Annotated in this window: 22 protein-coding genes; 13 read left to right on the top strand and 9 right to left on the bottom strand. The window is 73.3% G+C overall.

Features of this window, described 5'->3' with window-relative positions; all coding sequences use genetic code 11:
• Nucleotides 1-141: 141 nt before the first annotated feature.
• On the bottom strand, nt 142-1,275 hold the full coding sequence (locus tag ACZ4UV_RS30295; protein ID WP_451018169.1) for an ROK family transcriptional regulator: 1,134 nt from the start codon (nt 1,273-1,275) through the stop codon (nt 142-144).
• 520 nt (nt 1,276-1,795) lie between these two features.
• Between ACZ4UV_RS30295 and ACZ4UV_RS30290 the strand changes: the two genes are divergently transcribed.
• From ACZ4UV_RS30290 to ACZ4UV_RS30265, 6 genes are all read left to right on the top strand, one after another.
• Nucleotides 1,796-2,674, top strand: coding sequence for an N-acetylglucosamine kinase (locus tag ACZ4UV_RS30290; RefSeq protein ID WP_451018168.1), 879 nt, complete (start codon nt 1,796-1,798; stop codon nt 2,672-2,674).
• Nucleotides 2,675-2,950: 276 nt separating this feature from the next.
• Nucleotides 2,951-4,882 carry a phosphatase PAP2 family protein gene (locus tag ACZ4UV_RS30285; protein WP_467842116.1) on the top strand — a complete coding sequence of 644 codons (1,932 nt, stop codon included), beginning with the start codon at nt 2,951-2,953 and terminating at the stop codon, nt 4,880-4,882.
• A gap of 91 nt (nt 4,883-4,973) precedes the next feature.
• A complete protein-coding gene (locus ACZ4UV_RS30280; RefSeq protein ID WP_467842889.1) occupies nt 4,974-6,671 on the top strand; it encodes an ArnT family glycosyltransferase in 1,698 nt (565 codons plus the stop codon).
• A 178-nt stretch (nt 6,672-6,849) separates the two neighbouring features.
• Nucleotides 6,850-7,773, top strand: a complete 924-nt coding sequence (locus tag ACZ4UV_RS30275) for a MurR/RpiR family transcriptional regulator (RefSeq protein WP_093506790.1) — start codon at nt 6,850-6,852, stop codon at nt 7,771-7,773.
• A gap of 410 nt (nt 7,774-8,183) precedes the next feature.
• Entirely contained in the window at nt 8,184-8,567 is a 384-nt protein-coding gene (locus ACZ4UV_RS30270; protein WP_351500585.1) for a hypothetical protein, read from the top strand.
• 84 nt (nt 8,568-8,651) lie between these two features.
• Nucleotides 8,652-11,009 (top strand): SpoIIE family protein phosphatase, encoded by a 2,358-nt coding sequence (locus tag ACZ4UV_RS30265; protein ID WP_467842112.1) that lies wholly within the window; start codon nt 8,652-8,654, stop codon nt 11,007-11,009.
• Between the two features lie 16 nt (nt 11,010-11,025).
• On the opposite strand, the gene ACZ4UV_RS30260 is transcribed toward ACZ4UV_RS30265, so the two are convergent.
• Nucleotides 11,026-11,802 (bottom strand): peptidoglycan-binding protein, encoded by a 777-nt coding sequence (locus tag ACZ4UV_RS30260; protein ID WP_467842109.1) that lies wholly within the window; start codon nt 11,800-11,802, stop codon nt 11,026-11,028.
• Between the two features lie 185 nt (nt 11,803-11,987).
• On the opposite strand from ACZ4UV_RS30260, the gene ACZ4UV_RS30255 reads away from it, so the two are divergent.
• The 4 genes from ACZ4UV_RS30255 (at nt 11,988) to ACZ4UV_RS30240 (ending at nt 16,738) form a co-directional block, all read left to right on the top strand.
• Nucleotides 11,988-12,722 carry a TetR family transcriptional regulator gene (locus tag ACZ4UV_RS30255; RefSeq protein WP_451017680.1) on the top strand — a complete coding sequence of 245 codons (735 nt, stop codon included), beginning with the start codon at nt 11,988-11,990 and terminating at the stop codon, nt 12,720-12,722.
• Nucleotides 12,723-12,882: 160 nt separating this feature from the next.
• Entirely contained in the window at nt 12,883-13,302 is a 420-nt protein-coding gene (locus ACZ4UV_RS30250) for a Zn-ribbon domain-containing OB-fold protein (protein ID WP_451017696.1), read from the top strand.
• A 52-nt stretch (nt 13,303-13,354) separates the two neighbouring features.
• Nucleotides 13,355-13,741, top strand: a complete 387-nt coding sequence (locus tag ACZ4UV_RS30245; protein WP_467842106.1) for a nuclear transport factor 2 family protein — start codon at nt 13,355-13,357, stop codon at nt 13,739-13,741.
• Between the two features lie 228 nt (nt 13,742-13,969).
• Nucleotides 13,970-16,738 (top strand): alpha/beta hydrolase, encoded by a 2,769-nt coding sequence (locus ACZ4UV_RS30240; protein WP_467842103.1) that lies wholly within the window; start codon nt 13,970-13,972, stop codon nt 16,736-16,738.
• Nucleotides 16,739-16,771: 33 nt separating this feature from the next.
• Here ACZ4UV_RS30240 and ACZ4UV_RS30235 read toward each other — a convergent pair whose 3' ends face one another.
• The 3 genes from ACZ4UV_RS30235 to ACZ4UV_RS30225 all read right to left on the bottom strand — a co-directional run bounded on the left by ACZ4UV_RS30235 (nt 16,772) and on the right by ACZ4UV_RS30225 (nt 19,256).
• Complete coding sequence (locus ACZ4UV_RS30235; protein WP_351500572.1) at nt 16,772-17,167, bottom strand: PPOX class F420-dependent oxidoreductase; 396 nt, start codon at nt 17,165-17,167, stop codon at nt 16,772-16,774.
• A 126-nt stretch (nt 17,168-17,293) separates the two neighbouring features.
• Entirely contained in the window at nt 17,294-18,052 is a 759-nt protein-coding gene (locus ACZ4UV_RS30230; RefSeq protein WP_451017683.1) for a type 1 glutamine amidotransferase domain-containing protein, read from the bottom strand.
• 31 nt (nt 18,053-18,083) lie between these two features.
• Nucleotides 18,084-19,256 (bottom strand): MalY/PatB family protein, encoded by a 1,173-nt coding sequence (locus tag ACZ4UV_RS30225; protein ID WP_451017684.1) that lies wholly within the window; start codon nt 19,254-19,256, stop codon nt 18,084-18,086.
• A gap of 189 nt (nt 19,257-19,445) precedes the next feature.
• On the opposite strand from ACZ4UV_RS30225, the gene ACZ4UV_RS30220 reads away from it, so the two are divergent.
• Nucleotides 19,446-20,822 (top strand): S1 family peptidase, encoded by a 1,377-nt coding sequence (locus ACZ4UV_RS30220; protein WP_451017685.1) that lies wholly within the window; start codon nt 19,446-19,448, stop codon nt 20,820-20,822.
• A gap of 97 nt (nt 20,823-20,919) precedes the next feature.
• Here the strand turns inward: ACZ4UV_RS30220 and ACZ4UV_RS30215 are convergent, their stop codons facing one another.
• Together ACZ4UV_RS30215 and ACZ4UV_RS30210 are read right to left on the bottom strand one after the other, a co-directional pair.
• Complete coding sequence (locus tag ACZ4UV_RS30215; protein WP_351500593.1) at nt 20,920-21,075, bottom strand: hypothetical protein; 156 nt, start codon at nt 21,073-21,075, stop codon at nt 20,920-20,922.
• Nucleotides 21,076-21,228: 153 nt separating this feature from the next.
• Nucleotides 21,229-22,377: an ROK family transcriptional regulator gene (locus tag ACZ4UV_RS30210; RefSeq protein ID WP_451017686.1), complete on the bottom strand. Its 1,149-nt coding sequence runs from the start codon at nt 22,375-22,377 to the stop codon at nt 21,229-21,231.
• 141 nt (nt 22,378-22,518) lie between these two features.
• Here ACZ4UV_RS30210 and ACZ4UV_RS30205 point away from each other — a divergent pair, with 141 nt between their 5' ends.
• A complete protein-coding gene (locus ACZ4UV_RS30205) occupies nt 22,519-23,718 on the top strand; it encodes a Gfo/Idh/MocA family protein (protein WP_467842097.1) in 1,200 nt (399 codons plus the stop codon).
• A gap of 29 nt (nt 23,719-23,747) precedes the next feature.
• On the opposite strand, the gene ACZ4UV_RS30200 is transcribed toward ACZ4UV_RS30205, so the two are convergent.
• The gene (locus ACZ4UV_RS30200) at nt 23,748-24,443 is read right to left on the bottom strand and encodes a L,D-transpeptidase family protein (RefSeq protein WP_351500560.1); all 696 of its coding nucleotides are present in this window, start codon (nt 24,441-24,443) and stop codon (nt 23,748-23,750) included.
• A gap of 194 nt (nt 24,444-24,637) precedes the next feature.
• Between ACZ4UV_RS30200 and ACZ4UV_RS30195 the strand changes: the two genes are divergently transcribed.
• Nucleotides 24,638-26,032, top strand: a complete 1,395-nt coding sequence (locus tag ACZ4UV_RS30195; RefSeq protein WP_390036043.1) for a pyridoxal phosphate-dependent decarboxylase family protein — start codon at nt 24,638-24,640, stop codon at nt 26,030-26,032.
• Here ACZ4UV_RS30195 and ACZ4UV_RS30190 read toward each other — a convergent pair.
• Nucleotides 26,018-26,836 (bottom strand): SDR family NAD(P)-dependent oxidoreductase, encoded by an 819-nt coding sequence (locus ACZ4UV_RS30190; protein ID WP_451017688.1) that lies wholly within the window; start codon nt 26,834-26,836, stop codon nt 26,018-26,020. The genes ACZ4UV_RS30195 and ACZ4UV_RS30190 overlap by 15 nt on opposite strands.
• Nucleotides 26,837-26,874 lie beyond the last annotated feature (38 nt).

Here is a 26,874-nt window from a genome sequence, read left to right as displayed (position 1 = left end):
CCGTCCTGGCCGTCACCGCACGGGCACGCCCTCGTGCGGTTGCCGTACGTCGTGTACGGGCTGGGAGGCTCGCCCCAAGCCGGCGTCCCGGCCGACTTAGAAAGCGCTTGTCCGGACATTGGCAGACCGATTAGGAAGCCGTCAATCCTTCACCTGCGCGCCTTCGGTCACGGTTTGGACTCCCTTGGCCACGGCGAGCCGGGCGGCACCCACCACGGTACCGAGATCGCCGATCTGGCTGCTGACCACCTCGGTGGGCCAGCTCAGCCGCCCCAGCTCGGCCCGCACGCCGGGCAGGACCTGCGGGTCCGCGCCCGTGCTGCCGCCCAGCACGATCAGCCCCGGGTCCAGTACGGCGGCCACCGCGGCTGCCAGCCTGCCCACGTCGGCAGCGTGCCGGGCGACCACGGCACGGGCGGGCTCCCGACCCTGGGCCGCCAGCGCGAAGAGCCGGTCGGCGGTGCGCGGGGGAGGGCCGTCGGCCTCCGGCCAGGCCTCGGCGGCGCGGCGCAGCAGGGCGTGCGAGCCGACGTAGGCCTCCAGGGCCTCCTGCCGGGGCTCCCGGTCGTCGTCCCAGGGGTAGGGCAGACGGGCGAGCTCACCGGCCGCGCCGTTGGCGCCGCGCAGCACGTGGCCGCCGATGACGATGCCCAGACCGATACCGACGCCGATCCGCAGGTAGCCGAAGGTGCGGCGGCCCCGGGCGGCGCCCTCGTGGAGTTCGGCGAGGGCCGCGCAGTTCACGTTGTTCTCCAGGTGGACGGGGACTCCCGGCGGCAGGGCGACGGAGACCGCGTCGAAGACGGGCCCGGCCTTGGCGGTCGCCGGGCGCATGCCGGTGCCCGCCCGGTCGGGGGCGCTGACGTCACCGATGGCGACGACGATGGCCCGCAGCGGGGCGCCCGCAGGCAGCGCGGCCAGCGCCTCGCGGACGGCGTCGGCGGCCCGGGTGCGGGGCGTGTCCGCCTCGGCGAGCAGGGTGCCGTCCAGGGCGCAGGCACGGACCCGGGTGCGGGCCGGGCCCAGGTCGACCGCGAGGACCGAGCCGGAGGCCGGTCCGAGGCCGTAGACGGCGGCGGAGCGCCCGGTGCCGCTGGAAGCGGTGCCGGAGTGGGTGGCCAGCCCGGCCCCCTCCAGCTCCGCGACGGCGGCGGAGACCGTCGGCTTGGACAGGCCCGCGAGACTCGCGAGCTGCGGCCTGGTGGCGCTGCCGGCCTGGGCCAGCACGGCGAAGACCGCGCCGGCGCTCTCGGTGAGCCGGGAGGCCTCAGCCACGACGTGTTCCACAGTTCCCCCATGGGTCAGGGGCCGCGCTCCCCCGGGTGTGGCGGGATGCGGCGATATGCGGTGCCGTTGTGCCGCTCGGTTCTGGCCTCGACAGCGTCCCGTCGATCGAGTCCGCGGCAACTCTTGACGCACTGTACTTCGTTAGTTAACTTCCTAACGAAGTACACGGTACTCGCCTGCCGTGCTCCGCAAGAAGCCCGTCCCGGGGCTTCCCGACTTGCTCAACTCCTGTTCGGCCAGGCGCGGTTCGCCCGCCGTCGCAGCCAAGCGCTCCGCTGGAAATGCCGCGATGCGCCGTCGCTCACCCGCGGCGCCGTCGTGGCTGTTCGCGCCCACGCGCCGGTAGCCGCATATCGGATACGGCCCCGCGCCCCTCAGGGGCGCCGCCGGACCGCAGCGGACTTCGCCGGACCCGCTCCGGGCCAAGCTCTTCGGTGCTCTTCGCCCAGACGACGAAAGAGGATCCGTGCAGGACGCTCCTTCTCCTCCCTCCCCGCCTTCTCCTCTCGTGGTCGGCATCGACGTGGGCGGCACCAAGACCCAGCTCCGCGCCCTGGCCGGCCGGGACCGGGTCGCCGACCACGTCCGGACGAGCAGCGGCTGGCGGCCGCACGACGCGACCGCCGCGGCCCGCTGGCTGACCGCGCTGATCCACGACGCCCTGCCTCCCGGCACCCGCCCGGCCGCCCTGGCCGTCGGCGGGCACGCCTGTGAGACCCCCCGCCAGTGCGCCGGCATCGCCGCTGCCCTGCGCGACCTCCTCGACGTGCCCGTCCGGGTGGTGGGCGACGCCGAGCTCCTCGTCCCCGCCGCCGGCCTGGACAAGGGCGTCGGCCTGGTCGCCGGCACCGGCTCGGTGGCCGTCGGCCGACTGGCCGACGGCAGCCTCGTGCAGGTGGGCGGCTGGGGCGCGGTCCTCGGGGACGAGGGCGGCGCCGCCGGACTCGTCCGGGAGGCCGCCCGCGCCGTCTGGGCCGCGCACGACCGCGGCGAGGCGCCCGACGCGCTCGCGACCGGACTCGTCGCCGCCTTCGGGGTGGCGGAGGTGCCCGCGCTCGGCGCCGCGCTGGAGAGCGCCACCGACGTCTCCGCCGAGTGGGGCCGGCACGCCCCGGTGCTCTTCGCCGCGGCGGACGCGGGCTCCCGGCTCGCCGCGGACGTGATAGCCGACGGCGGGCGCGCCCTGGCCGGCCTGGTGGCCCGGCTCGCCGGCCGCGGTCTCGCCGTGGACGACGTGGTGGTCGCGGGCGGCGCGATCCTCTCCCAGCCACGCCTGTACGACGCCTTCGCCGCCGCGCTCGCCGAAGCCGTACCCGGGGCGCGGCCCCAGCCGTTGCGGCTCCCGCCGGTCGAGGGAGCGGTGGCGCTGGCGCGTTCGATCCTGTGAGGAACCTGTCCGCAGCCCGTCCGTCCCGCACACCTGGACCACGGGCCGTTCGACGCTGCGAACGCGCAGGTCCAGGCCGGTTCTTCCGGTGAACCACAGGGCTGTCGTTCAACTCCGGGTCACGTGGCGGTCGCCCGACGATGACCGCCGGGACACGAACTCGCCCTAGAACTGCGCTCGTTCAACACTTTTCCCACGCGAACCCACACGCTCACGCGCATCTGGAGCACCGGCCGTCCGCGTGAACTCTTCGAAGAACTCAAGAGAGGCACATCCATGCCGTCATCTGCCGGGCACCACCCCGCTTCTCCGGCCCGTGGACTCGCCGTCGGCCGACGGGGCTTCCTGAAGACCTCGCTCGGCGCGTCGGCGGGTGTGCTGGCGGCCCCGACCTTCGTCGGCTGGCTCGCGGCCGCCGACGCCAAGGCCGCCACGGCCCTGGCGTTCGTCGACGACTACAAGACGAACATCAGCACCAACCTCACCGCCGACACCAACGCGGTGGTCCGCATCCTCGGCGGCTTCGCCCGGATCTGGAAGACCGGTTCCGCCTGGAACACCGGCAGCGTGCTGCGCGCCGACATCCTGCGCGACAACATGCGCTACTGCGCCAAGATCACCAGGAAGCGCAGCGCCGCCGACGCCAAGAAGGCGTTCATCTACGACCGCCAGCACCAGAGCTACGCGATGATCGCCGGCCTCGGCCCGCTCGCCGACCTCTACAAGGCCGGTTCCCTCGCGGTCACCTCGATCACCAGCGCGCCGGACACCACCCCCGCCACCACCGTCAGCGACGCCGTCCCGGCCGGCGCCCCGGCGGGCTCGGCGCTCGGCGCGGGCTCGCACGACTCGGCGCTGGGCAAGGTGGCCACCCTGGTGGACACCCTGCGCGGCAACTACGCGTCCGGCAACCCGTCCAAGTACGCCTACCAGTACCCGCGTCCGTGGCGGATGAACGAGGACAGCGAGGTCGTCGACACCGGAAGGACCGACGCGTACGGCTTCCCGGTGTACGACTCCGAGGTGGCCGTCGCCCCGCAGCTGCTGCGCCAGCGCAGCACCTCCCCCACCGACGACGGCGGCTTCCCCTCCGGCCACACCAACGCATTCCACCTGGCGGGCCTGGCCTACGCGTACGCGGTGCCGGAGCGCTTCCAGGAGCTGGTCACCCGCGCCCTGGAGCTGAGCGACACCCGGATCGTCGCCGGTATGCACAACACGGTCGACGTGATCGGCGGCCGCATCATGGCCACCGCCCTGGCCGCCGCCACGCTCGCCGACCCGGCCAACGCCGACCTGAAGGCGGCCGCCCGCGCCCAGGCCCTCGCCTACTTCGAGGCGCAGACCGGCTCCACCGCCGACACCCTGTACGCCTACGCCCACTCGGCCGACGCCGCGACCGACCCGTACGCCGACCGTGAGGCCAACGAGCGCGCGGCCACGCCCCGGCTGACGTACATCCTGGACCGGGAGGGCCGCGAGCTGCCGTTCGACGTGCCCGAGGGCGCTGAGGTGCTGCTGGAGACCCGCCAGCCGTACCTCACCGCCGACCAGCGCCGCGAGGTGCTGCGGACCACCGGCCTGCCCTCCGGGTACGTGCTGCTGGACGGCCCGGAGCAGTGGGGCCGCCTCAACCTGTTCGCCGCCGCGGACGGTTACGGCGCCTTCGACGCGGACGTCACGGTCACCCTGGACGCGGCGGCCGGCGGCTTCGCGGCGGCCGACGCCTGGCGCAACGACATCGACGGCCACGGCGGTCTGACCAAGAAGGGCACCGGCACGCTGACCCTGACCGGCGACAACCGCTACCGGGGCGGCACCGTGCTGGCCGGCGGCACCCTGGTCGCCGCCTCCGGGGACGCGCTGGGCCGCGGTGACGTCCGGGTCTCGGCCGGCACCCTGCGGGTCGCCGGGGAGCTGTTCGTGCGCGGCACCTACACGCAGGACGCGGGCACCCTGGAGGTCACCCTGGCCAAGGGCCGCAAGGCGCCGCTGGCCGTGAAGCACCTGGCCGTCCTGGGCAGTGGCACCACCCTGTCCCTGGACCTCGACACCGAGCACCCGCCGACCGCGGGCAGCGTCCTGCCGGTCGTCGACGCTCCGCGGCTGCGCGGCCAGTTCGACAAGGTGGAACTGAACTCCGCCACGCTGCGGGCCGTACCCGTCTACACGGCAGACGGTCTGTCGGTACGACTCGTGAAGCGGTGACGCGCCCGGTGGCGGGAGCGATGCGACAGTAGGGCCCATGACTGCTCGTGATCGCTCCCGTCACCGCGGGCCCGGTGTCCCCGCGGGGCGGATGATGGCAAGCGAACAGCAGTCGGTCCTCGAACCCGACGTCCCCGACCTCCCCGCCGGGCCGGGGCCGCTCCCCCGGCGCAGCGCCGCGGCCCGGCCGGCCGCCGCCCTGCGCGCCCGCCGGCGGTGGCTGGTGCCGGTCCTCGCGGTGCTGCTGCTCGCGCAGATGGCGGCGGCGATGGTGACCACCGCGGTCCAGCAGACGCCCACCATCGACGAACCGGTCTACGTGGCCACGGCCACCGACTACCTCCACGAGCACCGGCTGCGCTACAACACCGAGCACCCGCCGCTCGGCAAGCTCCTCGTCATGGCCGGCATCGCCGTCGCCGACCCGCACTACGACCCGTCGTACCGCGGCGACCAGGGGCAGGTGGGCCGGCACCTGCTGTACTCGTCCGGCAACGACCCCCGGCGGGTGATGCTGTGGGCACGGCTGCCGGTGATCGTGCTGACGCTGCTGTTCGGCCTGGTCGTCCTCGCCTTCGCCCGCGAGGTTCTCGGTACGGCCGCGGGGCTGCTGGCACTCGCCCTGTACTGCTTCTCGCCGGACGTCATCGCCCACGGCTCACTGGCCACCCTGGACGTGCCGTCGGCCGGGTTCGTGCTGACGTCGGCCTGGCTGGTGTGGCGGGCCCGGCGCCGGCCCCGGCTGTACCTGCCCCTGGCAGGGGCCGCCCTGGGGGCCTCGGTGGCGACGAAGATGAGCGCGCTGCCCGCGATCCCGGTGCTCGTCGCACTGGCGGTGCTGTCGGTGTGGGGCGCACGCCCCGGCCGTGCGCTGCGCGCCCTCGCGGCCGCCGCCGTGGTGACGGCGACGGCGGTCGCCGTCGTCTGGCTCTCCTACCTGGCGGTCGATCCCCGGCTGCGTGCGCTGTCCGCCGAGCCGGTGCCGGCGGTGCACGGCCTGCGGGGCCTCCTGGTCGGCCTGATGCCCTTCCCGGAGTCCTACCGGGACGGCATGCGGATGCAGTTCGCCCTGGAGGACCACCCCTGGCAGGGCTATCTGTTCGGGCACCTCTACACCGGCTCGCGCTGGTACTACCTGCCGGCCGCCCTGCTGGTGAAGACGCCGCTCGGCATGCTGGCGCTGTGGGCGGCCGGTGCCGTCGCGCTGGTGGTGGTACGGCGGCTGCGGCGGGCGGCGCCCTACCTGCTGCTGCCGCCGGCCGTGCTGCTGGCCTCCGCGATGACCGGGTCACGGGACTTCGGGACGCGGTACGCGGTCTTCATGCCGATGTTCCTCGCGGTGGCCGGGGCCTCGGCCCTGACGGTGCGTCGGCGCTGGGCACGGCCCTTGGGCGGGGCGCTGGTGCTGTTCGTCGCGGTGAGCTCGCTGCGGACGTTCCCGTTCTATCTGCCGTACGCCAACGAGGCGTTCGGGGGTCCGGCGAAGACGCATCTGTGGCTGCACGACTCCAACGTGGACTGGGGGCAGGACCTGGGCCGGCTCGCCGACCGGCTGCGGGAGCGCTACCCGGGCGAGCGGATCTGGCTTGTCTACAAGGGCAGTGGCGTCCCGGAGTACTACGGGATCCACGCCGCCGACCCCCGCGAGGTGCCGCCCGGGAAGGTGCACGGGCTGCTGGTCGTCTCGGACTCGTCGGCCGCCAAGGCACGGGGCAGGCTGGCCGAATTGATCGACACCAGCCGTCCGGTCGATGATGTCGGTCACTCGATCACCATCTACCGGCGCTGACCGCACGGTCCGCCGACGACGGCCACCGCATCCGTCGCCGGTGAGCGCCGGAATTCCGGTGCCGGCTGCGCATCCTGAGCGTTCGGCCGCCGGGACGGTCCGGCGTACCGCACAAGCCCTGGTCACCACGGTCCGTGAGCTATGTTGAGTCCTCGTGGGAGACAAAGGAGGCGCTTCGGTGCCATCGCCGCAGCAGGCACGTGCACAGGCATCCGCGATCACCTCGGGCAAAACCGTGCCGGAGGCGGAGGCCGCGCCCACCTCCCAGCTCCGCGAACTCTTCGACGGCCCCAGGCTCTCCCCCGGCCAGCGCCGCATCGCCCAGTACCTGATCGACCACATCACCGAGGCGGCCTTCCTGTCGATCACCGACCTCGCCGAGCGGGTCGGGGTCAGCCAGCCGTCGGTGACCAGGTTCGCGGGCGCGGTCGGCTTCAGCGGCTACCCCGCGCTGCGCGAGCGGCTGCAGTCGATCGCGCTGCGCACCCTGGCCGGCGGCACCGGGGCCGCCACCGAGCAGCGCAGCAACGAGCTCCAGGCCGCCGTGGACGCCGAGATCGAGAACCTGGAGAACCTGCGCCGGGACTTCGCCGACCCGGACCGGGTGATCTGGATCGGCCGCGAGCTGTCCCAGTCGTCCCCGCTGACCGTGCTGGGCCTGCGCATCTCCGTCTCGCTGGCGGAGTACTTCGCCTACGCCGCGCGCCGTATCCACCCCGACGTACGGCTGGTGACCCGGGGCGGCAGCGTGGCCTACGACGCGCTGCTGCAGTCGCGCGAGGCGGGCGGCACCTGGGTGCTGGCGTTCGGCATGCCGCGGCACGCGCAGGAGACGCTGACCGCGATCCGGGTGGCGCGCACGGCGGGGCTGCGGGTCGCGCTGGTGACCGACCTGGCGCTCGGCGCGCTGGCCGACGAGGCCGATGTCACCTTCAGCACCGGCATCGGGTCCCGCCTGGTCTTCGACACCTACGCGGCGCCCGGTCTGATGGCCGCCGCCCTGCTCCAGGCCATGACCGACGCCGATCCCGAGCGCACCCAGGCGCGCCTCGAGGAGTACGAGCAGGTCGCCGAGGAGCACCAGTTCTTCCTGAAGGACTGACCCCGGATCCGACGTCCCACGCGTGACCTCGTAAGGGGAGCATTCACCTCATTTCACGCATGAATGTTTTCATACGTCTTGCAAACCGGACGGCATATATAAATACTGCTCACGGATCACCCCCGGCCCACTCCGGGCACGTTCCGCACCCGAGGACGCACCGCTCGCACCCGCCCCCAGAAAGCCGACGGACCGCCCATGCGCACGCAGCACCACCCGCAGTGCCGGCGGCCGGCGCCCGGGGCCTCGCACGGACATCCCCAGCCGCCGTCTCCTACCCGCGTCGGCGCCGGGGATGTTCGAACGGGCATCGCCTGTGCGATACGCCCGCGGCGGCTCCGGCCATCCCCTAGGCCGGAGCCGCCCAGACCTCCGTCGGCCACCCTCACGACGCCGCACACCCGGAAGCGATGATCATGACTCTGACGACGACCGCGCGCATCAGCCCCGACTGGCCCTGCCAGGTCAAGGCACCGGGCAGCTACGACTGGGAGCGTTCCGCCGCCAAGTGGCTGCGCGAGCTGGTCCCGGCCCGCTACGCGAGCTACCCGGCGCTGATCCGGCACCCGGTGCTGCTCGCCCGGCACGCGCAGATCCAGGTCCAGCACGAGGTCCGGGTGGCGCGCACGGCGCTGCAGACGGCGCGCGCCGAGCTGCCCCTGCTGGGCCTGCCGGAGTCGGTCATCGAGCACACCATCAAGCTGTACGCGGCGGAGGTCATGCAACTGCAGCACATCGCCCGCAGCGTCCGCGCGGTCACCGAGGCGCTCGTCGGGCACAGCACCGGTCGCTGACCATATCCGTCCACGGATGCCCATATCCTTCACGGATCGGGTACGAGTGTGATCGGAGGCACCCTCTTGTGCCATGCTCGACCCGTGACGAGCGAGTACGTGCCTGCCGCGGACACCGGCGCCGTCGCCGAGCTGGCAGCCCTGGCCAGGATCGTGTCCAGGCAGCGCGCCGAGCTGGACCGACTGCGGGAATCGGCGGCCGCTTCCGCGGTGGTGGAGCGTGCCAAGGGTGCGCTGATGGCCACCACGGGCTGCTCCCCCGACGCCGCGCACGAGGCGCTGGTGCAGCGGGCCGAGGCCGGTAACCGCACGCTGCTCGAGGAGTGCTGGCTCACCCTCGGCGCCCTGATGCCCACCTTGCCCGCCGCCGCGGTCCCCGCCGCCGAACCGCTCGTTTCGGCCGCGGCCCGGGAGACGCCCGCCGGGCCGGGCACCGCCGAGATCCTCGGCCGTCTGGGCAAGGCCCTGCTGCACGTCAGCTCCCCGCAGGAACTGGCCGGAACGCTCCGCGAGCAGCTGGCACCCCGGATCGACGCCGACGCGGTGCTGCTGTACCGTCGGCTGCCCGGCGACGGGCTCGAACTCGTCGGGCACGCGGGACTCGACGCGACGCTCGCCGCCCAGTGGCACCAGGTGCCGCCGCTGCATGGCTTCGCCCCGCTGGAGGCGCTGAAGGCGGGCGAGCCGCTGTGGCTGGAGCACTTCACCGAGGACCGGCAGGCGTTCCAGCTCATCGACGAGCCGTCCGGGCGCTGGCTGTCCCGGGCCTGGCTGCCGGTCTCGGCGGACACGGTCCTCGGTGTGCTGCGCCGCCGCGAGGCCGCCTTCGGGCGCGCGGACCGTGAGCTGCTGCAGTCCGTCGCCCGGCTCGGCGCCGGCCGCCTCAGCGCCCTGGGCGCCCCCGCCGAGCCGGTGAGCTCGGACCTCTCCACGGCGGTGCAGTCGGTGCTCGACGCGCTGCCGGGAGCCACGGTCCTGCTGATCCCGCTGCGCACCGCCGCCGGGGAGGTGGAGGACTACCGCATCGCGGCGGCCACTCCGGGCGCCGTCGACATCCTCGGCCGCACCGGCCGCGAGCTGATCGGCTCGCACATCCTGGAGAGCTATCCCTCCGTCGCCGGCGAGTCGCTGTGGCAGGGGTATCTGAAGACGCTCGGTGGAGGCGAGCCGTACGAGGGCGAGCCGTTCGTCTACGAGGAGATCGTCGCGGGGGTGACCGTGACCGCCACCTACTCGGTGCGCGCGGCCCGGCTCGGCGACGGGCTGCTGGTGACCTGGCTGCGGCACGACACCGAGGAGCGGCAGGAGCAGCGGCTGGCGGACATGCAACGACTGGGCAACCTGGGCTGGGCGAACTGGAATCTGATTACCCATCAGGTCAACTGGTCCTCCCAGGTGTACACCATCCTGGGCCGCGATCCGGGGCGCGGTGCGGTCCCGCTCGACCTGCTGCCGGACCTGGTGCTGCCCGAGGATGCCCACGCGTTGGCCCGCGCCGTCTCCGAACTCGCCCGCACCGGCCGGCCGTTCGACGTGCCGTTCCGGATCAGGACCGGGAACGCGGTACGGCACCTGCGGGCCGTCGCGGAGGCGGTGAGCGCCGCGGACGGCACGGTCGTCGAGGTGCACGGCTTCGTTCAGGACCTCACCGCGCAGCGCAGCGCCGAACTCGCCCTGGTGGACAGCGAGCGCGCGATCCTCGTGCAGCGCGGCGTCATCGATGCCGAGCGTGCGCTCGCCGCCCGGCTCCAGCACGCCCTGCTGCCGCTGCCCAGCAATCCGGTGCGGCTGCACGGACTGCGCGTCGAGGTCGCCTATCTTCCCGCCCAGGCGGGGGTGCACGTCGGCGGTGACTGGTTCAGCGCCATCGAACTGCCCGACGAGTCCGCGCTGTTCGTGGTGGGCGACGTGGCGGGCCACGGCGTCGACGCCGTCGCCACGATGGCCCAGCTGCGGTTCACCGCCAAGGGCATGGTGAGCACCGGTTCCTCCCTCACGGGTGCGCTGGCCCGGCTCAACTTCCTGCTCCTGCACTCGCGCGACGCCCAGTCCACCGCGACGCTCGTCCTCGCCCGCTACGACCCGGCCGAGCGGCGACTCGCCTGGGCCCAGGCGGGTCACCCGCCGCCCCTCCTCGTGCGCGGGGGCAAGGCCTACCGGCTCGACCGTCCGGCCGGCATGCTGCTCGGCGCGTCGGCGAACCCGGTCTACGAGTCCGCCGAGTTCCAGCTGGAGCCCGGCGACCGGCTGCTGCTGTACACGGACGGCCTGGTCGAGCGGCCCGGCGAGGACATCGACGCGGGCCTGGACCGCCTGGCCGCGGCCGCGCTCGCCGCCGGGCCGGCCACCCTGGACGCGCTCCTCACCGCGATGCTGGCGGGCGAACGCCGGGACGACGTGTGCGTGCTGGACATCCGGGTGCCGGTCGAGGACGAGGAGTAGTCGCACCTCCGGGCCGTCAGCCGTCGGTGAGGCTGGTACGGGACTCCAGGGCGCGGCGGGTGTCGTCGCCGTAGACACCGCGTTCGTCCCCGCTGATGCCATACCAGATCTGGAAGCGTTCCACGGCGGCGGTCAGGGCCGCGTCGTAGGTGCCGCCGGTGGAGCCGTCGCGGTAGACGTCCGGGATGCGCAGCAGGCGCTGCTCCAGCTCGACGACCTCGGGGCCGGTGTCGCCCTGGCGGAGGGTTCCGGCGCCGTCGGGGTCGGTGGAGGTGTCCGAGGCCGGCGGGGTGGAGGCCGGTGCCGTGGTGGCCGACTCGGACGGCTGGGCGGCCTCGGCGGTACCCTCCCGGCCGGGCAGCAGCAGGGCGCAGCCGAAGCCGACCAGGGCCGCCGCGCCGACGGCCACCACGACGGCGGCCCTGCGCAGTCCCGGCCCGAAGCCGAAGGAACGGGAGGGGTCGGCGCCGTGGCCACGGCGGCCGGGCATGGTACGCGGGCCGTCGGTGACGGGCGGCAGTTCCTGGGTCTCGTCCTCCATGCCGGAGCCGAAGGACCCGGTGCCGGAACCGACGGCCGGTTCGAAGGCCTCGAAGTCGGCGGGCCCCCGGCTCCGCGCTTCCTTCGCCTCCTTCTTCTCCTGCGCCTCCCGCGTCCGCTCGGCGGCCTCCGCGTCCGCGTGGAACTCGCGCATCAGCTCCGCGAGGGTGTCGAGCCGGCGCGGGCGCAGGACCCGGACCGGTTCCAGGACCGGCCCGCGGTGCGACTGTTCAGGGTCGGGCGGTGTCGACACACTGCTCTCCTTCCACTCCCCGTGCGCACGGGGAGTCCGCGATCCCCGAGAACACATACGGGAGGACCGCCCCACCGGTTCAGACCGGGAGCGCGAGCGGGTCCGGGGCGGCCGGCAGAGCACTCAGTCCCCCAACCTGGTGCACTGAGTGCCACACGGGCCGACGGAATGCTACGTTCCCGTCCATGAGCTCCAGCAGCGTGGCACCGCCCGCCAAGCCGCCCATGCGGGACGCCCTGGTCGCGGCGGCCTTCCGGCTCTTCGTGGAGCGCGGGTACGAGCAGACGACCGTCGACGACATCGTTGCCCTCGCGGGGGTCGGGCGCCGGTCGTTCTTCCGCTACTTCCCGTCCAAGGAGGACGTGGTCTTCCCCGACCACGAGGGGTGCCTGGCCGACATGACCGCCTTCCTGGCGGCGGACGACCCGGAGTGCGAGCCGGTGCGGCGGGTGTGCGACGCGGCCCGGCTGGTGCTGCGGATGTACGCGGAGAACCCCACGTTCTCCGTACAGCGCTACCGGCTCACCAAACAGGTCCCAGGGCTGCGCGCGTACGAGCTGTCGGTGGTGTGGCGCTACGAGCGCGCCCTCGCCGAGTACCTGCGCGGCCGGTACGCCGGCCGCCCCGACGGGACCCTGCGGGCGGATGTCGTCGCGGCGGCCGTGGTCGCGGCGCACAACAACGCGCTCCGCTCCTGGCTGCGTTCGGAGGGGCGGGTCGACGCGGACGAGACGGTCGACCACGCCCTCGGGTACGTGCAGGCCGCGTTCGGCACCGGGGCCGCCGAGGGCGGGGCGTCGGCCGCGCTGTTCGGCGGCCCGGCGGAACACCCGGACGACGTGGTCGTCCTCGTCTCGCGGCGGGACGCCCCGCTGTGGCGGGTCGTCCAGGAGATCGAGACCGCGTTCGGCCGCGCCTGAGACCCGGAAGACCTCATATTCGGGGTACGCAGTGCCTTTACGACTGGCACTGAGTGCCATACTCTGTCGACGTGCACGGTGGCACGGCCAACCGGGCACAGGCGTGCCCGGCCGGGTCCGGACACGCGGGATTCCGGGCGAGCGCAGGGAGTTGACCAGCGTGTACCACCACTCGACGAGCGCCGCGCAGTCGGCGGTCGGATTCGCGACGGGCGTTCTCGACCCCGCGCCCGCGGACCGGGGCAAGGACGCCATCGTCTACCAGCGCTGCACCTGGTGCGGCACCGCGATGTACCACCGGCTGCTGTGTCCGGTGTGCCAGTGCAGCGAGCTGCGGACGGAGCGCAGCGAGGGCACCGGCACGGTCCGCCACTCGACGGTTGTGCACCGCAACACCCCCGCCGCGCGCAACGTGTCCCTGATCGAGATGGCCGAGGGGTTCGTGGTCCGGGGCCGGGTCATGGGCCCGCCGATCGGCATCCACAGCGGTGACCGGGTCAGGCTCTCCACGGCCAAGGACCCGGTGCGGGGTGAGCCGGTCTTCCAGCTGCTGGACGAGCCGTACCGGGCCTGGAGCTGACGGTCGGAAATCCGGTTGCCCGGCGACCGGGCCGCTGGGCGAGGATGTGCCCATGGACGACGAACGGGCCCAGGCGGCGGCCGTGATCGCGGGCGAGCTGCGGCTGATGGATCCCGCGGTGCGCGCCTCCCGGGACCGGGCGGCCGAGCTGCTGGACCCGGAGTTCGTGGAGGTGGGCGCGTCCGGCCGCAGGTCCACGTACCAGCAGCTGCTCGCCGAACTGCCCGACAAGCCGGGCGCGTCGGCGAACGGCCCCCGGTACGAGCCGTCCGGCATGACCGCAGTCGTCCTCGCTCCCGGGCTGGTACAGGTGACCTTCGAGGCCCGCCTCGGCGACCGCCGCTCCCGCCACAGCTCACTCTGGCGCCGGCACGACGAGCGCAGCGGCTGGCGCATGTACTACCACCACGCCACGGCCGTACCGCGCGGCGTCGAGTAGCACGCGAGGGGCGGCACCCGTCGAGTTCGCCCGCGGGCAGACCGCCCCCGAACTCGGCAGGTGCCGCCCCTCCCGCACCTGACCGGTTCACTCCGGTATCCCTCACGTGATCCGTTCACTCCAGTCGCACAGGCAACCCACAGACTCCACTCCCCGTCCTCCGGAGGGCGAGGGGCTTCCCCGGGACGGCCGGGGCGGCCCGTGCTCGCCTTGCGAGGAGGAGGAACATTGGTCCGTACCCGGCGCATATGGGTCACCGCTGCGGCGGTGCTCGCGCTCGCGGGAGGAGTGTCCGGCACCACCGCACACGCTCAACAGGGCCCAGCCGCAGCCGCAGCCGACGGGAAGCTGCCGCCCGGCTGGCACATCGACCGGGGACGGCAGGCGCCCCAGCTGGTGTGGCGGTCCGGCAGGCGGGTGCCGATGGGAGACGCGCGGGTCGAATTCCGTGCGGGCGGGCGGCTGTTGGGGGTGCCGAAGCCGGAACGGGACGGGCACACCTTCCGGCTCGGCCTGGACGGGGCACGGGCGGGCGCGCTGAAGGACCTTCAGGTCTGGTCCGGCGGACGAAGGTTGGACGCCCGTCCGGGCGCGGACGCGTCCGGGCATGCGGCGGTGGTCCGGCCGCCCGCACCGCTGCCCGCCAATCCGGTGGACCCGGGCAGGCCCGGCCAGTACCGCACGGAGACGGGCTCGTACCGTCTCAAGTCGGTGCGGCTGCCCGGGTTCTCCGTACCGGTCGAGATGCAGGCCGTGGTGGTCGCGCCCACCGGGGTCTCCGGGGCCCGCCCGCTCGCGCTGTTCCTGCACGGCCGCCACGCCACCTGCTACGCCCCGCACGGCGGCTCCGACGACGCCTCCGGCGCCTGGCCGTGCCCGGCCGGGACGCTCCCCATACCGAGTCACCGGGGTTATCTGCGCGACCAGCAACTGCTGGCCTCCCAGGGCTATGTGACGGTGTCTATCTCGGCCAACGGGATCAACGGCCAGGACTGGCAGGCCGAGGACGGCGGCGCGCAGGCCCGTTCGTCCCTGATCCGGCTGCACCTCGCGCACTGGGCCGACTGGGCGCGCGACCCGGGGCACGCGCCCCCGATCGTGCGCGAGGCACCCCGCGCCGACCTCTCCCGCGTGCTGCTGATCGGCCACTCGCGCGGCGGCGAGGGCGTCAACCGGGCGGCGCTGGACAGCCTGTACCCGCCGCCGGCCGACCAGGACGGCTACCACGGCAAGGTGCGCTGGCACATCAGCGGGACCGTGCTGATCGGGCCGACCGTCTTCGGCCAGAACCCGGTGCCGGACGTGCCGTCGCTCACGATCCTGCCGGGCTGCGACGGCGACGTCTCCGACCTCCAGGGCGAGGTGTACGTCGACGGCACCCGCGCGGTCAGCAAGGGCAAGGCCCTGCACAGCGCGGTGTACGTGATCGGCGCCGACCACAACTTCTTCAACACGGAGTGGACGCCTGGGCAGGCGCAGGCCCCCGCGGAGGACGACTTCTTCGACGACCCGGACCACCCGGACCCGGTCTGCTCCCCGGGCGCCGCGACCCGGCTGACGGCCGACCAGCAGCACCGGGCGGGCTCGGCGTACATCGCGGCGGCGGCCCGGCTGTTCGTCGCGGGGGACGACAAGGTCCGTCCGCTGCTGGACGGTTCGGGGCGGCGGGCGCCGTCGGCGGATCCGGCGCGGGTGCTCGGCCACGCGGTCGGCGCGAACCGCGGTGCCGGGTTCCTGCCGGACGGAAAGGTGACGGTGACCGGCGGCCGGCTGTGCTCGGCGGTCGATCCCGACCCGGCGGTGGCCTGCCTGGGCGAGGGCACCACGGGCGCCTCGCCCCACTTCGCGCAGTGGGAGACGGCACGGGAGGCCGGCCGGCACGCGATCGCGCTGCACTGGACGTCCGCCGGAACGCCGGCCCGCATCCGGGTGGCGCGGCCGGTCTCGCTCTCCGGCGCCGAGGCGCTCGCGCTGCGGGTCTTCGTGCCGCCGAACACCAGGGGCACCGGCCTCGACGTGTCCGTCACCGACAGCCACGGCCGGCGGGCCGTACTGGGCCGGGTCCGGGCCGACGGACTGCCCGGCAGCGACCGCACCGCGTCCTACTGGGCGCGCGAACTGCGCGTACCGCTCACCGCCGCCCGCCGGGCCGGCCTCGACCTGCGGTCCGTGACATCCCTGGAGCTGACGCCGCGTTCGGGGTCCGGACGGGCCTGGCTGATGGACGCCTGGGGCTGGCGGCCGGGCACCCCGGCGGTCCGCGCGGCCGGGCTGCCGCGCGTCGACGTCGGCCGGCTCACGGTCGACGAGGGCGACTCGGGCGTCCGCACCTACCACGTCCCGGTGCGGGTGTCCGGGCGGGGCAGCGGCCAGGTCCGGGTGTACGTCGTCGACCCGGCGACCGGTACCGCGAAGGACCGCCTGGTCACCGTGCGGCCCGGCGGCCACGGCATCGACGTGCCGGTCAAGGTGCGGGGCAACACCCGCTACGGCGCCGACGTGCCGTACGACGTGCTGGTCAAGGCCGTCCACGGGGCGGTCGTCGGCTCCTACCTGGGCGGGCTGACCGTACACAACGACGACCCGGCACCCACCGTCACCGTGACCCCGCTCGCGGACCGGGTGACCGAGGGCTCGGCCCTGAAGTGGCGGATCTCGCTGTCGGAGGCCGCGGACACGGACATCGGCGCGCTGTTCGTGCCGGTGCCGGCCGGCAGCGGCGGCACGGAGCTGTCCACCAAGGACGTCGACCCCCGCTGGCTGGCCGACGTCTCCGGCGCCGATCCGGACCCCGAGCGGCCGCTGTCCCAGGTCGACGGCCTGTACCTGTGGCTGGACGTGCCCGCCGGGCAGACCCGCCTCGACGTGACCGTGCCCACCGTACGGGACCAGGCCGCGGAACCGGCCGAGTCGGTGACCTTCCAGCAGGCGGACGACGAGGGCAAGCCGCTGCCCGGCGGTCTGACGCTCACCGGCACGGTGCTGGACGCCTCGTAGCGCCCCGCGCGCCCTGAGGGGGTCCCGGCCTCCTCAGGGCGCCAGGGTCACGCGGATGCCGAGCGTGCCGTCGACGCCCCGGCGCAGCCTGCTGCCGAGGAGGGTGAGGCGGCCGGTGATGCCGTACTTGCGGGCGATGAGGCCGCGGTAGCGGGCGGTGGTGGCCGCGTCGGTGATCTCGGCGGTGGCCGGGACGGGGTCGCCGGTCGGGTTGCCACGCAGGTCGCAGGGGCCGACCGTGACGTCGGCACGGCGGCGGATGCGCTTGACCTTGAAGGAGTCGGCGACCGTCCAGACGCCGAGCGCGTCCCCGTCCCGCACCACCCACACCGGCGTGGGCACGGGGGTGCCGTCCTTGCGGTAGCTGGTGACCAGGAGGTACTTGCCGGCGCCGAGCCGGTCGAGGGCCGTACCGGTGGTGTCGTCCATGACCGGAGTCTAGGCGGCCCCGCGCCCCGCAGGGGCACGGGGCCGTATCAATGTGCGGCTCCGCCGCGTGGGCGCGACCAGCCCCCACCGGCCCGCGGTCGACGAACCGCGCGGCCGGCGCAGCGCTCACGCTTCCGAATGTCTGTCGAGCAGGTCGAGGTACCTCCGCGCGAACAGATACGCGTCACCGGGCCAGCGGGCCGACAGATACGTGCCGTCCTCGACGACGAAGGCGTGGGTGTCGTCGGTCGCGGTGCCGCGCCGGGTGAGCTCGCGGGGGCCGCGTTCGAACTGGGCGTCCGGGTCGGCGAGGGCACCGCGCACCTCGTCCTCGACGTAGGCGGGGTAGGTCCGGTAGTAGCGGCCCAGGCGCCAGGCGGTGGTCAAGTAGGCCGTGCGTTCCATGTACTTGGGCAGGCAGGTGGTACGGCGGCCGGACAGGACGCTGTGCCCGGTGGCCGGGTCCCCGGTGCGGGCGAGGACGAGGACACCGTGGCAGATCGCGCCGACCGGGCGGCCGAGCGCCCAGAACTTCCCTACCTGGTCGCGCAGTTCGGACGAACCGAGGTACTGGCGCATGCCGGGCGCGTGGCCGCCGGGCAGCAGCAGCCCGTCGAAGCCGGTGACATCGAGGTCGGCCCAGGCGAGCGTGGCGGTGAACTCAGGTGCGACGGTGAGCTGTTCGTAGCACCGCTTGGGTTCCTCCGCCGCGCCGAGCTGCCCGAACAACACGCCGGTGAGCAGCCGGGGGTCGGCGGCGGGCCGGGTGCCGGCGCGTTCGGTGGCGAAGACCACCTCGTGGCCGGCCCGGGTCAGCTCCCGCCAGGGCACGGCCACCTCGGTCACGTCGAAGTCCCGGTCGGGAAGCGGTATCAGCACGCGCATACGGCCATGATGTCAGCCGCGCGGCCACGCCTCACGCGAGCGCCGCCGCCATCCGCTCCACCGCCTCCGTGATCACCTCGGGCGAGGTGGCCAGGTTGAGCCGTACGTGCCCGGCACCACCGGTCCCGAAGGGGATGCCGGAGTTGACGGCGACCCGGCCCCGGTCCAGGAAGACCTCGGCCGGATCGTCGCCGAGGCCGAGAGCGCGGCAGTCGAGCCAGGCCAGGAAGGTGGCCTCGGCGGGCCGGTACCGGATGCCGGGCAGGTGGCGGTCGAGCAGCCCGGCGAGCAGGCGCCGGTTCTCGTCCAGGCCCGCGAGCAGCGCGTCCAGCCAGGCGGTGCCGTCGGTCAGCGCGGTCGTGTGGGCGATGACGCCGACGTGGCTCGGGCCGTGGCTCACCTCCTCCGGCAGCCGGGCGAGGTCGGCGGCTGCCCCGGGTCCGGCCACGGCGAGCGCGGCCTTGAGACCGGCGAGGTTCCAGGCCTTGGACGCCGACATCAGGGACAGCCCGCGCTCGGCGCCCGGCACGCTCAGGTACGGCACGAAGCCGACGCCCGGGGCGGTGAGCGGGGCGTGGATCTCGTCGGCGACGACCCGGACGCCGTACCGCCCGGCGAGGGCGGTGACGGCGGTGAGCTCGTCGGCGGTGTGGACGGTGCCGGTCGGGTTGTGGGGGCTGCAGAGCAGATAGCCGGCCTGCCCGCCGCCGAGCCCGCGGAAGGCCGCCTCCAGGACGCCGAGGTCGATCCTCCCGTCGGCCCCGAGCGGGGCCTCCACCACCCGCCGGTCCATGTGTTCGACGAACTGGTAGAACGGCGGGTACACCGGCGAGTTGACGACCACCGGGTCGCCGGGCCCGGTCACAAGCTTCAGCATCTCGACCACGCCGAGCATCACGTCGGGGACGATCGCGGTGCGGGCCGTGTCGAGCCCGCCCCAGTCCCAGCGTTTCGCGGCGAACGCGGCGAGCGCCTCGGCGTAGGCGGTGCCCGCCGGGTAGCCGGTGTCGCCGAGTTCCATCGCGTCCGTGACCGCGCGGACGACGGCCGGCGCGAGCGGCACGTCCATCTCGGCCACCCACAGCGGGAGCACGTCCTCGGGATAGGTGCGCCATTTCATGCTGGTACGACATCGCAGCCGGTCGAGGGTGAGGGCGCGCAACGGGTTCGGTTCGCCCGGATTCTCCTGCGGGATGCTGGTCATGGGCTCAAGATAGGCGGCTGGGGAGGGCCCGGGAACGAGGCGTGGGGCCGTGCCGCACTGCCACGGGATCGTAAAGATCACTACCGCCGTGAACACCCCGCGGGCCGCCCACGTATGGAGAGCAGGGCGCTCGACGACCGGAGGGCCCCGCGGTGCAGGCACCGCGCGTTCGGGGTTCGGGAGCCATTGATGAGGCACGCACGACGACGGGTCGTCCGGCGGGGGACACAGCTGGCGGCGGTCGGCGGACTCCTTCTGGGAGGCGCGATGGTCACCACGGCCATGGCGAGCGAGACTCCCGGCACGTCCGCCGTCCCGTTCAGTTCGGGCTCCGCGACCGAGGCCGGTGACACCGGGGCCGCGCTGGTGGCGAAGCTCGGCACGGCCCGCACCGCGGGCAGCTGGATCGGCGCCGACGGCAAGCCGGTGGTCGCGGTGACCGACGAGCAGGCCGCGGCGACGGTGCAGCGGGCGGGCGCCGAGCCCAAGATGGTGTCGCACAGCATGAACGAGCTGAAGGCGGCGACCGCGACGCTGAAGGCGGCACCTCGGGTGGCCGGCACCGCGTGGGCGGTGGACTACAAGACCAACCGGGTGATGGTGGAGGCCGACAGCACGGTCTCCGCGTCGGACTGGTCGGACCTGAGCAAGGTCGCCGCGGGCATCGGCGGTTTCGTGCAGATGCAGCGCTCCGAGGGCAAGTTCACCACCCGGCTGAACGGGGCGCAGCCCATCCTGTCGACGGGCGGCCGCTGTTCGGCGGGGTTCAACGTCACCAACGGGACCACCGATTTCATCCTCACCGCCGGTCACTGCGGTCCCGCCAACACCATCTGGTTCGACGAGGGACAGGGCAACGACCAGCAGGTGGGCACCACGATCGACACGCAGTTCCCGGGCAACGACTTCTCGCTGATCCAGTACGCGAACGGGAAGGCCGGTGACAACGCGGACGTGGTCGCGATCGGCAACGGCCAGGGCGTGCGGATCACGGGGGCGGCGGATCCGACGGTCGGCGAGAAGGTGTTCCGCAGCGGCTCCACAAGCGGGCTGCACGACGGCACGGTGACCGCGCTGAACGCGACCGTCAACTACCCCGAGGGCACCGTCACCGGGCTCATCCAGACCAACGTGTGTGCCGAACCGGGCGACAGCGGGGGTCCGTTGTTCTCCAACGGCATCGCGCTCGGGGTGACCTCGGGCGGCAGCGGTGACTGCACCACGGGCGGGGTGACGTTCTTCCAGCCGGTGACGCGGGCGATGGCGGCGCTGAACGTGCAGCTGATCGTGACGAAGCAGGCCGCCGGGGGGCAGGCCGCCACGCCCGCGCCGTCCGCGTCGGCCAACCACAGCGCCATCGCGCCGAGCACGGCCACGCCGGGTTCGACGGCGCCGGTCACCGGGGACGACACCAGCCTGGTCGCCCGGCTCACGGACACTCGCAACATCGGGCCGGGCCTGCTGGTGATCGGGGGCAGTCTGATCGCGCTGGTGGGCACGCGCTTCATCCGCGCGGAACAGGACCGCAAGGCGTACCAGCGCTACTACTCGGCCACTTGGGGCTGACGGGGCGGCGCGAGGTCTGCCGCGCGAGGTCCTACGAGAAGGGCACCCGCCCGCTGCGGGTGCCCGGGACGGGCGGTCAGGCCGTCTGGCCCGGCTGCTACGGGGTCGCTGCCGCCCATTCGAGGACGAGCCGCTGGTACTCCTCGCGCTGCTCGGTGCTCAGTGTCCCGCCCGACCGGAGCCACAGGGCCCGGATCTCCTCGTTGACCTCGTCGGCCGATCGCTCGGTGACGGTTTCAACAGTGGTGGACATGGTGTGAAGCATATGCCGCTCGACGTGAAGGCGCCGTGAGTAAGTACGACCGATACGGACATATCGGACCGTGTTACTCATCACGTCAATGTGTCAAGGACAGGCGGGAGTTCGCCGCGGTCCGGCAACGGCCGTACCTGCGGAAACGGCGGTTCAGCCGCCGGCCCGGCCGAGCACCAGAACCTGGATCGCCAGGACGGCCGCACCCCGCGCCCAGTCGTGGAAGTCGGAGACCTTGGTCTCCAGGCCGATCGGGGCGGCAAGCGGATGCCGGTGGGCGCGGACCGTCTCCCGCACCGTGTCCCCGGCCACCTCCATCAGACCGACCCCCTCCCCGGCCAGCAGGATCTTCTGCGGCATGACGAAGTTGGCGATCTGCGCGAGCAGCGTGCCCAGCGCCCGGCCGGCCTCGCCGATCACCCGCGCGGCCATCGGCTCGCCCGCTGCGGCGCCGGCGAGGATCTCCTCGTACGACGCGTCGCGGCCGGTGGCGGCCCGGACCTGGTAGCGGATGCTGGGGATGGTGAGCAGCGACACGGCGCTGCCGCGCTCTCCCTGCGGGGTGAGCGGGCCCAGCGGGTCGATGATCCAGTGCCGCCCGAAGCCGCGGTCCTCCTCGGCACAGGGGACCCGCCTGCCGCCGAGCACCAGGCCGTAGCCGATGCCGGCGCCGATGGTCAGGACGACGAACCGGTCGAGTCCGCGGCCGGCGCCGAACCAGGTCTCGGCCTCGACCAGGGCGGCCACGTCGTTCTCCACGACGACCGGCAGCCCGGTGCGCTCGCGGACCAGGCCGGCCAGCGGAACGTCACGCCAGGACAGGTAGGGCGACTCGCCGACCACCGCGAACTCGCGCACGAACCCGCCGACGCCGATGCCGATGCCCGCGATCGCCGGGTGGCGGCCGGCGAGCTCGGCGGTCATGTCGGCCAGCAGGTCGGCGACGTACTCGGGGTCATGGCCGGCGAGAGGTCGGTCGAGGCGGGCGACGATGTCGCTCCTGAGGCTGGTGACCACGGCGTAGACCATCTCGTCGGTGATCTTGAAGCCGAGGAAGGACCGGGACTCGGCGACCACGTCGAGCGGCTGCGAGGGGCGGCCCTGGCGCGCCTCCGCCGGGGCGCCCGTCCAGGGGGCCTCGACGAGCAGCCCGGATTCGATGAGCGGCTTGGTGAGGCGGGTGAGGCTGCCCTGGGACAGGTTCAGCCTGCGGGCCAGCGCGGTGCGTGACAGCGGACCGTTGACGAGCACCTCGATCGCCACGGAGCGCTCCGCGGGGCTCAGCGGCAGCCAGTCGGTCACGGTATCCCTTTTCTTCCGGAGCTGAAGCAACCAAGCCACCCTACTGTGCGCCGAGTGCGCCGCATAAGCGCCCTCCTCGCACCTTTCCGACTTCCTTCCGCCCCTTGACGGCAAGATTCTTCCGCAGCAAAAGTAACCCCCATGACTTTCTCACTCGGCATCGTCGGCGCCGGACAGTTCTCCGGCCAGTTCGCCACGCTGTTCCAGGCCCATCCAGGCGTCGGCGACGTGTACGTCACCGACCTGCTGCCCGAGCGGGCGGAGAAGCTCGCCGCCGACCAGGGTCTGGCGGGCACCTTCCCGTCGTACGAGGCCATGCTGGAGTCCGACGTCGACGCGGTCGCGATCTTCACCCAGCGCTGGACGCACGGCCCGCTGGTCCTCCAGGGCCTGAACGCCGGCAAGCACGTGTACTCCGCGGTTCCGATGGCGATCACGACCGAGGAGATCGCCGCGATCATCGACACGGTCAAGGCGACCGGGCTGACGTACATGATGGGCGAGACCAGCCAGTACAACCCGGCGACCGTGCACGCCCGCAACCAGATCGCCGAGGGCGCCTTCGGGCGGCTCTTCTACGCCGAGGGCGACTACGTCCACGACATGGACCTCGGCTTCTACGACGCCTACCGCTACAGCGGCGGCGAGAACTGGAAGGCGACCGCCAGCTACCCCCCGCTGCTCTACCCGACGCACGCGGTGGGCGGGGTGCTCGGCGCCTGGCAGACCCACGCGGTGAGCGTGTCGGCGATCGGGGTCGTGGACGACCGGGGTGACGGCGTCTTCGACAAGGAGGTCAGTCAGTTCGGCAACGACGTGTCCAACGCCACCGCTCTGTTCGAGGTGGCGGGCGGCGGTTCGTTCCGCACCAACGAGTTCCGGCGGGTGGGCTACCCGTCGCACATCCGTGAGTCCCGCTTCCGGTTCTTCGGCACGGAGGCGAGCATGGAGCAGCTGGCGACGGTGGCGCTGTGGCAGGACAAGAAGGGCGTCCAGGACATCAGCGAGCTGCTCGAGCCCAAGCCCACCATGTCGCCCGACGACCCGTCGCTCCAGCACATCGCGCCGGAACTGCGGGCCGCCTTCACCTCCGGGTCGGCACCGGTCCACGACCGGGCGCGGCTGCCGCGGGAGTTCGACGCGCTCCACAACGGGCACGAGGGCAGCCACCACTTCCTGGTGGACGACTTCGTGACCGCCGTCAACACGCGCAGTCTGCCGTCGGTCAACGCGTGGGTCGCGGCCCGCTACACCCTGCCGGGCATCATCGCGCACGAGTCCGCGCGGCAGGGCGGGGCCAGGCTGGAGATCCCGGACTTCGGGGACGCCCCGGCGAGCTGAGCCGGGGCGCCGGCCGGGGCCGGGTGCCGTCAGGTGCCCGGCTTGCGGCCGTACACGTAGACGTCGTCACCGGTCTTCAGCAGCGACCAGTACTTCTTGGCGGTGGTGGGGGTCATGTTGACGCAGCCGTGCGAGCCCGGCGGGTTCCACATGCTGAGATTCACCGAGTGGAAGGCCTGGCCCCCGTCGAAGAACTGGCTGTAGGGCATCGGCACGTTGTAGACGGACGAGACGTGGTCGATGTCACGCCAGTAGATCTTCTTCAGGCCGGTTCGGGTCTCGAACCCGTCCCGGCCGGTGCGGACCGGCACCGGGCCGTAGACCAGCCTGCTGCCGTCCTGGATCCAGCTCAGCTGGAGCGTGAGGTTGACGCAGGCGATGCGCCCCTTGTTCGTCGGGCACTTGCCGTCCTTGTTGGGGTTGTTCCCGACGGCCTTCTGCTTGTTCATCAGGTCCATCACGCCCCAGGTGACGGGACCCGCGTACCCGACGGCGGGCGTGATGCCGTGCTTGTTCTGGAATGCCTGGATCGCCTTGCAGTCGGCGGTGGACTGCTTGCCGTCGACCGGCCGCCCGAGGAACTTCTCCACCTGCTTCTGGTACGGCCCGGCCTGCGTGGTGCAGCTCGCCGCCTGCGCCGGAGCGGAGGTGAGGGCGAGCGTGAGCGGCGCCACAAGGCCAGTGACACCGAGCACTACGGCACTTCGTCTGCGTATGTCCCCCATATGATGTCTGTCTCCTTTTTCCTGTGCTGTGGTCTCGTCGTACTGGACTGCCCGATGCGCGGCATTGGTTGTAGCCCGGGGCGCGCTGTGACGAAACGGTTAACTTACCCGCCGCGGCCGCCCCGGCCGGCATGGGTCCACTTACCCGGAAGTGGCCCGCGCCACAGCGTCGTGGCCGACCTAGTGTGCGGGTCATGCACCCCGCACTCGCCGACGATCTCGCCCGGCTTCCCGAACTCCTCCAGTCCGCCCGCGACGTGGCCGCCCGTGCGGCGGCCGGATCGCCCGAGCGGCCGGTGGCCGTGCTCGGGCCCGCGCCCGCGCGGGCGCCGCTGCCCGGGCGGGGGGAGGGCGGGGCCGGCGCACTGGCCCGGTTCACCGAGCGGTGGGCGCCGGGTATGTCCGCCTCGGCCGGGCCACGTTACCTCGGTTTCGTCACCGGCGGGGTGACCCCCGCCTCCCTCACCGGCGACTGGCTGACCTCGGCCTACGACCAGAACCTGTCCGGGGACGCCGGTTCCTGGGGCGCCGCCCTGGAGCGCGAGACCGTGGCCTGGCTGGCCGAGCTGTTCGGGCTCGGCGACGCGCACAGCGGCGCCTTTGTGTCCGGGGCCACGATGTCGAACACGGTCGGTCTGGCGATCGCCCGCGCCTGGCTCGGGGAGCGGCTCGGGGTGGACGTCTCCCGGGCGGGCGCCGCCGCGCTCGGCCCGGTCGACGTGTTCTCCGGCAGCCCGCACTCCAGCGTCGGCAAGGCGCTCTCGGTGCTCGGCATCGGCCGGGACCGACTGCACCGGGTGGCGCTGCTGCCCGGCAACCGGGAGGCGGTGGACGTGACCGCGCTCGACGCGGCGCTGGCCGCGCGGGACGGACGGCCGGCCATCGTCGTCGCCAACGCGGGCACCGTGAACACCGTCGACTTCGACGACCTGCGGGCGATCGCCGCCCTCAAGGAGCGGTACGGCTTCTGGCTGCACGTGGACGCCGCGTTCGGCGCCTTCGCCGCCCTCTCCCCCGCCCACGCCCCGCTCGTCGCCGGGCTCGACGCGGCCGACTCGGTCTGCGTGGACCTGCACAAGTGGCTCAACGTCCCCTACGACGCGGCCGTGCAGTTCACCCGCCGCCGCGACCTCCAGGTGGCCGTCTTCCAGAACGAGTCCCCCTACCTGGGCCCGCCCGCCGGCACCCCGGACTTCCTGCACCTGACCCCGGAGAACTCCCGCCGGATGCGGGCGCTGCCGGCCTGGTTCGCGCTGACGGCGTACGGCCGGGACGGGCACCGCGAGATCGTCGAGCGCAACGTCGTCGAGGCCCGCCGCCTCGGTTCCGGCATCGAGGAGCTGCCCGCCCTGCGTCTGCTCGCCCCGGTCCGGCTCAACGTCGTCTGCTTCACCCTCTCCGAGCAGCCCACGCAGGAACGGGTGGCCGCGCTGGCCCGGGCGGTCGCCGCGTCCGGGGAGGCGTTCCTGACGCCGACGGTGTACGGCGGGGTGCCGGCGCTGCGGGCCGCGTTCAGCAACTGGCGGACCGCCGAGGACGACACCCGGCGCGTGCTGGCGGTGCTCGCGACCGCGTCAGCCGCTCTCTGAGCCGCTCCGGGCCTCCCGGTGCGGCCGCAGCGCGGCGTGGAATCCGCTGTGGACGGCGGTGAGTCCGCCGTCGACGCTCAGGGTGGTGCCGGTGATCCAGGCGGCGTCGCGGGAGGCGAGGAAGGCGACGGCCGCGGCGATGTCCTCGGGTTCGCCGACCCGGCCGAGCGGGTACAGCGGCCGGACGGCGTCGAGTTCGTCCTCCCGGCCCGCCCAGGCCGAGGTGCGGACCGTCCCCGGCTCCACCAGGTTGACCCGCACCCCGCGCGCGGCCGCGTGCCCGGCGAGGGTGCGGGTCAGCGAGGCGAGACCGGCCTTGGCGGCGCTGTAGGCGTGGTTGCCGAAGTCCGCCCGGGCGTTGACGGAGCCGATGCTGACGATCGCGCCCCGTCCGGAGGCGGCGAGATGCGGGAGGGCGGCACGGCAGCAGCGGTGGACGCCGGTGAGTGTGATGTCGAGGTCCAGCGCCCACCCGTCGTCCGGCTGGTCCTCGAAGAGGGGGACGTCCGGGGTGCAGTGCGCGGCACAGTTCACCAGGACGTCGAGCGTGCCGAAGGAGCCGACGGCCCGCTCGACGGCCGCCGCCACCGAGTCCCGGTCGGCGACGTCACAGGCGAACGCCGTTACCGCCAGGCCCTGTTCGCGCAGCGCGGCCGCCGTCCGCTCCGCCTCGGGCAGGTCCCGGTCGGTCGCCAGCACCTGTGCGCCCTCCTCGGCCAGCCGACGGGCGACGGCCGCGCCGATGCCGCGGGCCGCGCCCGTGACGAGAACTCCGTGTCCGGCAAAGCGAGTCAGTCCGGTCATGGCGACGACCGTACGGGCCGGACGATCAACAGGACAGA

Source organism: Streptomyces sp. NPDC028289, assembly GCF_055565975.1.
The sequence above is the reverse complement of the archived record's forward strand: the minus strand, read 5'-3'. Positions and strand labels throughout refer to the sequence as shown.

What these genes read in the sequence shown, in the direction of transcription:
- ACZ4UV_RS30285 (WP_467842116.1), top strand. Translation starts at nt 2,951, where the DNA reads ATGCCGTCATCTGCCGGGCACCACCCCGCTTCTCCGGCCCGTGGACTC.
- ACZ4UV_RS30280 (WP_467842889.1), top strand. Translation starts at nt 4,974, where the DNA reads ATGATGGCAAGCGAACAGCAGTCGGTCCTCGAACCCGACGTCCCCGAC.
- ACZ4UV_RS30270 (WP_351500585.1), top strand. Translation starts at nt 8,184, where the DNA reads ATGATCATGACTCTGACGACGACCGCGCGCATCAGCCCCGACTGGCCC.
- ACZ4UV_RS30255 (WP_451017680.1), top strand. Translation starts at nt 11,988, where the DNA reads ATGAGCTCCAGCAGCGTGGCACCGCCCGCCAAGCCGCCCATGCGGGAC.
- ACZ4UV_RS30245 (WP_467842106.1), top strand. Translation starts at nt 13,355, where the DNA reads ATGGACGACGAACGGGCCCAGGCGGCGGCCGTGATCGCGGGCGAGCTG.
- ACZ4UV_RS30235 (WP_351500572.1), bottom strand. Translation starts at nt 17,167, where the DNA reads ATGGACGACACCACCGGTACGGCCCTCGACCGGCTCGGCGCCGGCAAG.
- ACZ4UV_RS30230 (WP_451017683.1), bottom strand. Translation starts at nt 18,052, where the DNA reads ATGCGCGTGCTGATACCGCTTCCCGACCGGGACTTCGACGTGACCGAG.
- ACZ4UV_RS30225 (WP_451017684.1), bottom strand. Translation starts at nt 19,256, where the DNA reads ATGACCAGCATCCCGCAGGAGAATCCGGGCGAACCGAACCCGTTGCGC.
- ACZ4UV_RS30220 (WP_451017685.1), top strand. Translation starts at nt 19,446, where the DNA reads ATGAGGCACGCACGACGACGGGTCGTCCGGCGGGGGACACAGCTGGCG.
- ACZ4UV_RS30215 (WP_351500593.1), bottom strand. Translation starts at nt 21,075, where the DNA reads ATGTCCACCACTGTTGAAACCGTCACCGAGCGATCGGCCGACGAGGTC.
- ACZ4UV_RS30205 (WP_467842097.1), top strand. Translation starts at nt 22,519, where the DNA reads ATGACTTTCTCACTCGGCATCGTCGGCGCCGGACAGTTCTCCGGCCAG.
- ACZ4UV_RS30200 (WP_351500560.1), bottom strand. Translation starts at nt 24,443, where the DNA reads ATGGGGGACATACGCAGACGAAGTGCCGTAGTGCTCGGTGTCACTGGC.
- ACZ4UV_RS30195 (WP_390036043.1), top strand. Translation starts at nt 24,638, where the DNA reads ATGCACCCCGCACTCGCCGACGATCTCGCCCGGCTTCCCGAACTCCTC.
- ACZ4UV_RS30190 (WP_451017688.1), bottom strand. Translation starts at nt 26,836, where the DNA reads ATGACCGGACTGACTCGCTTTGCCGGACACGGAGTTCTCGTCACGGGC.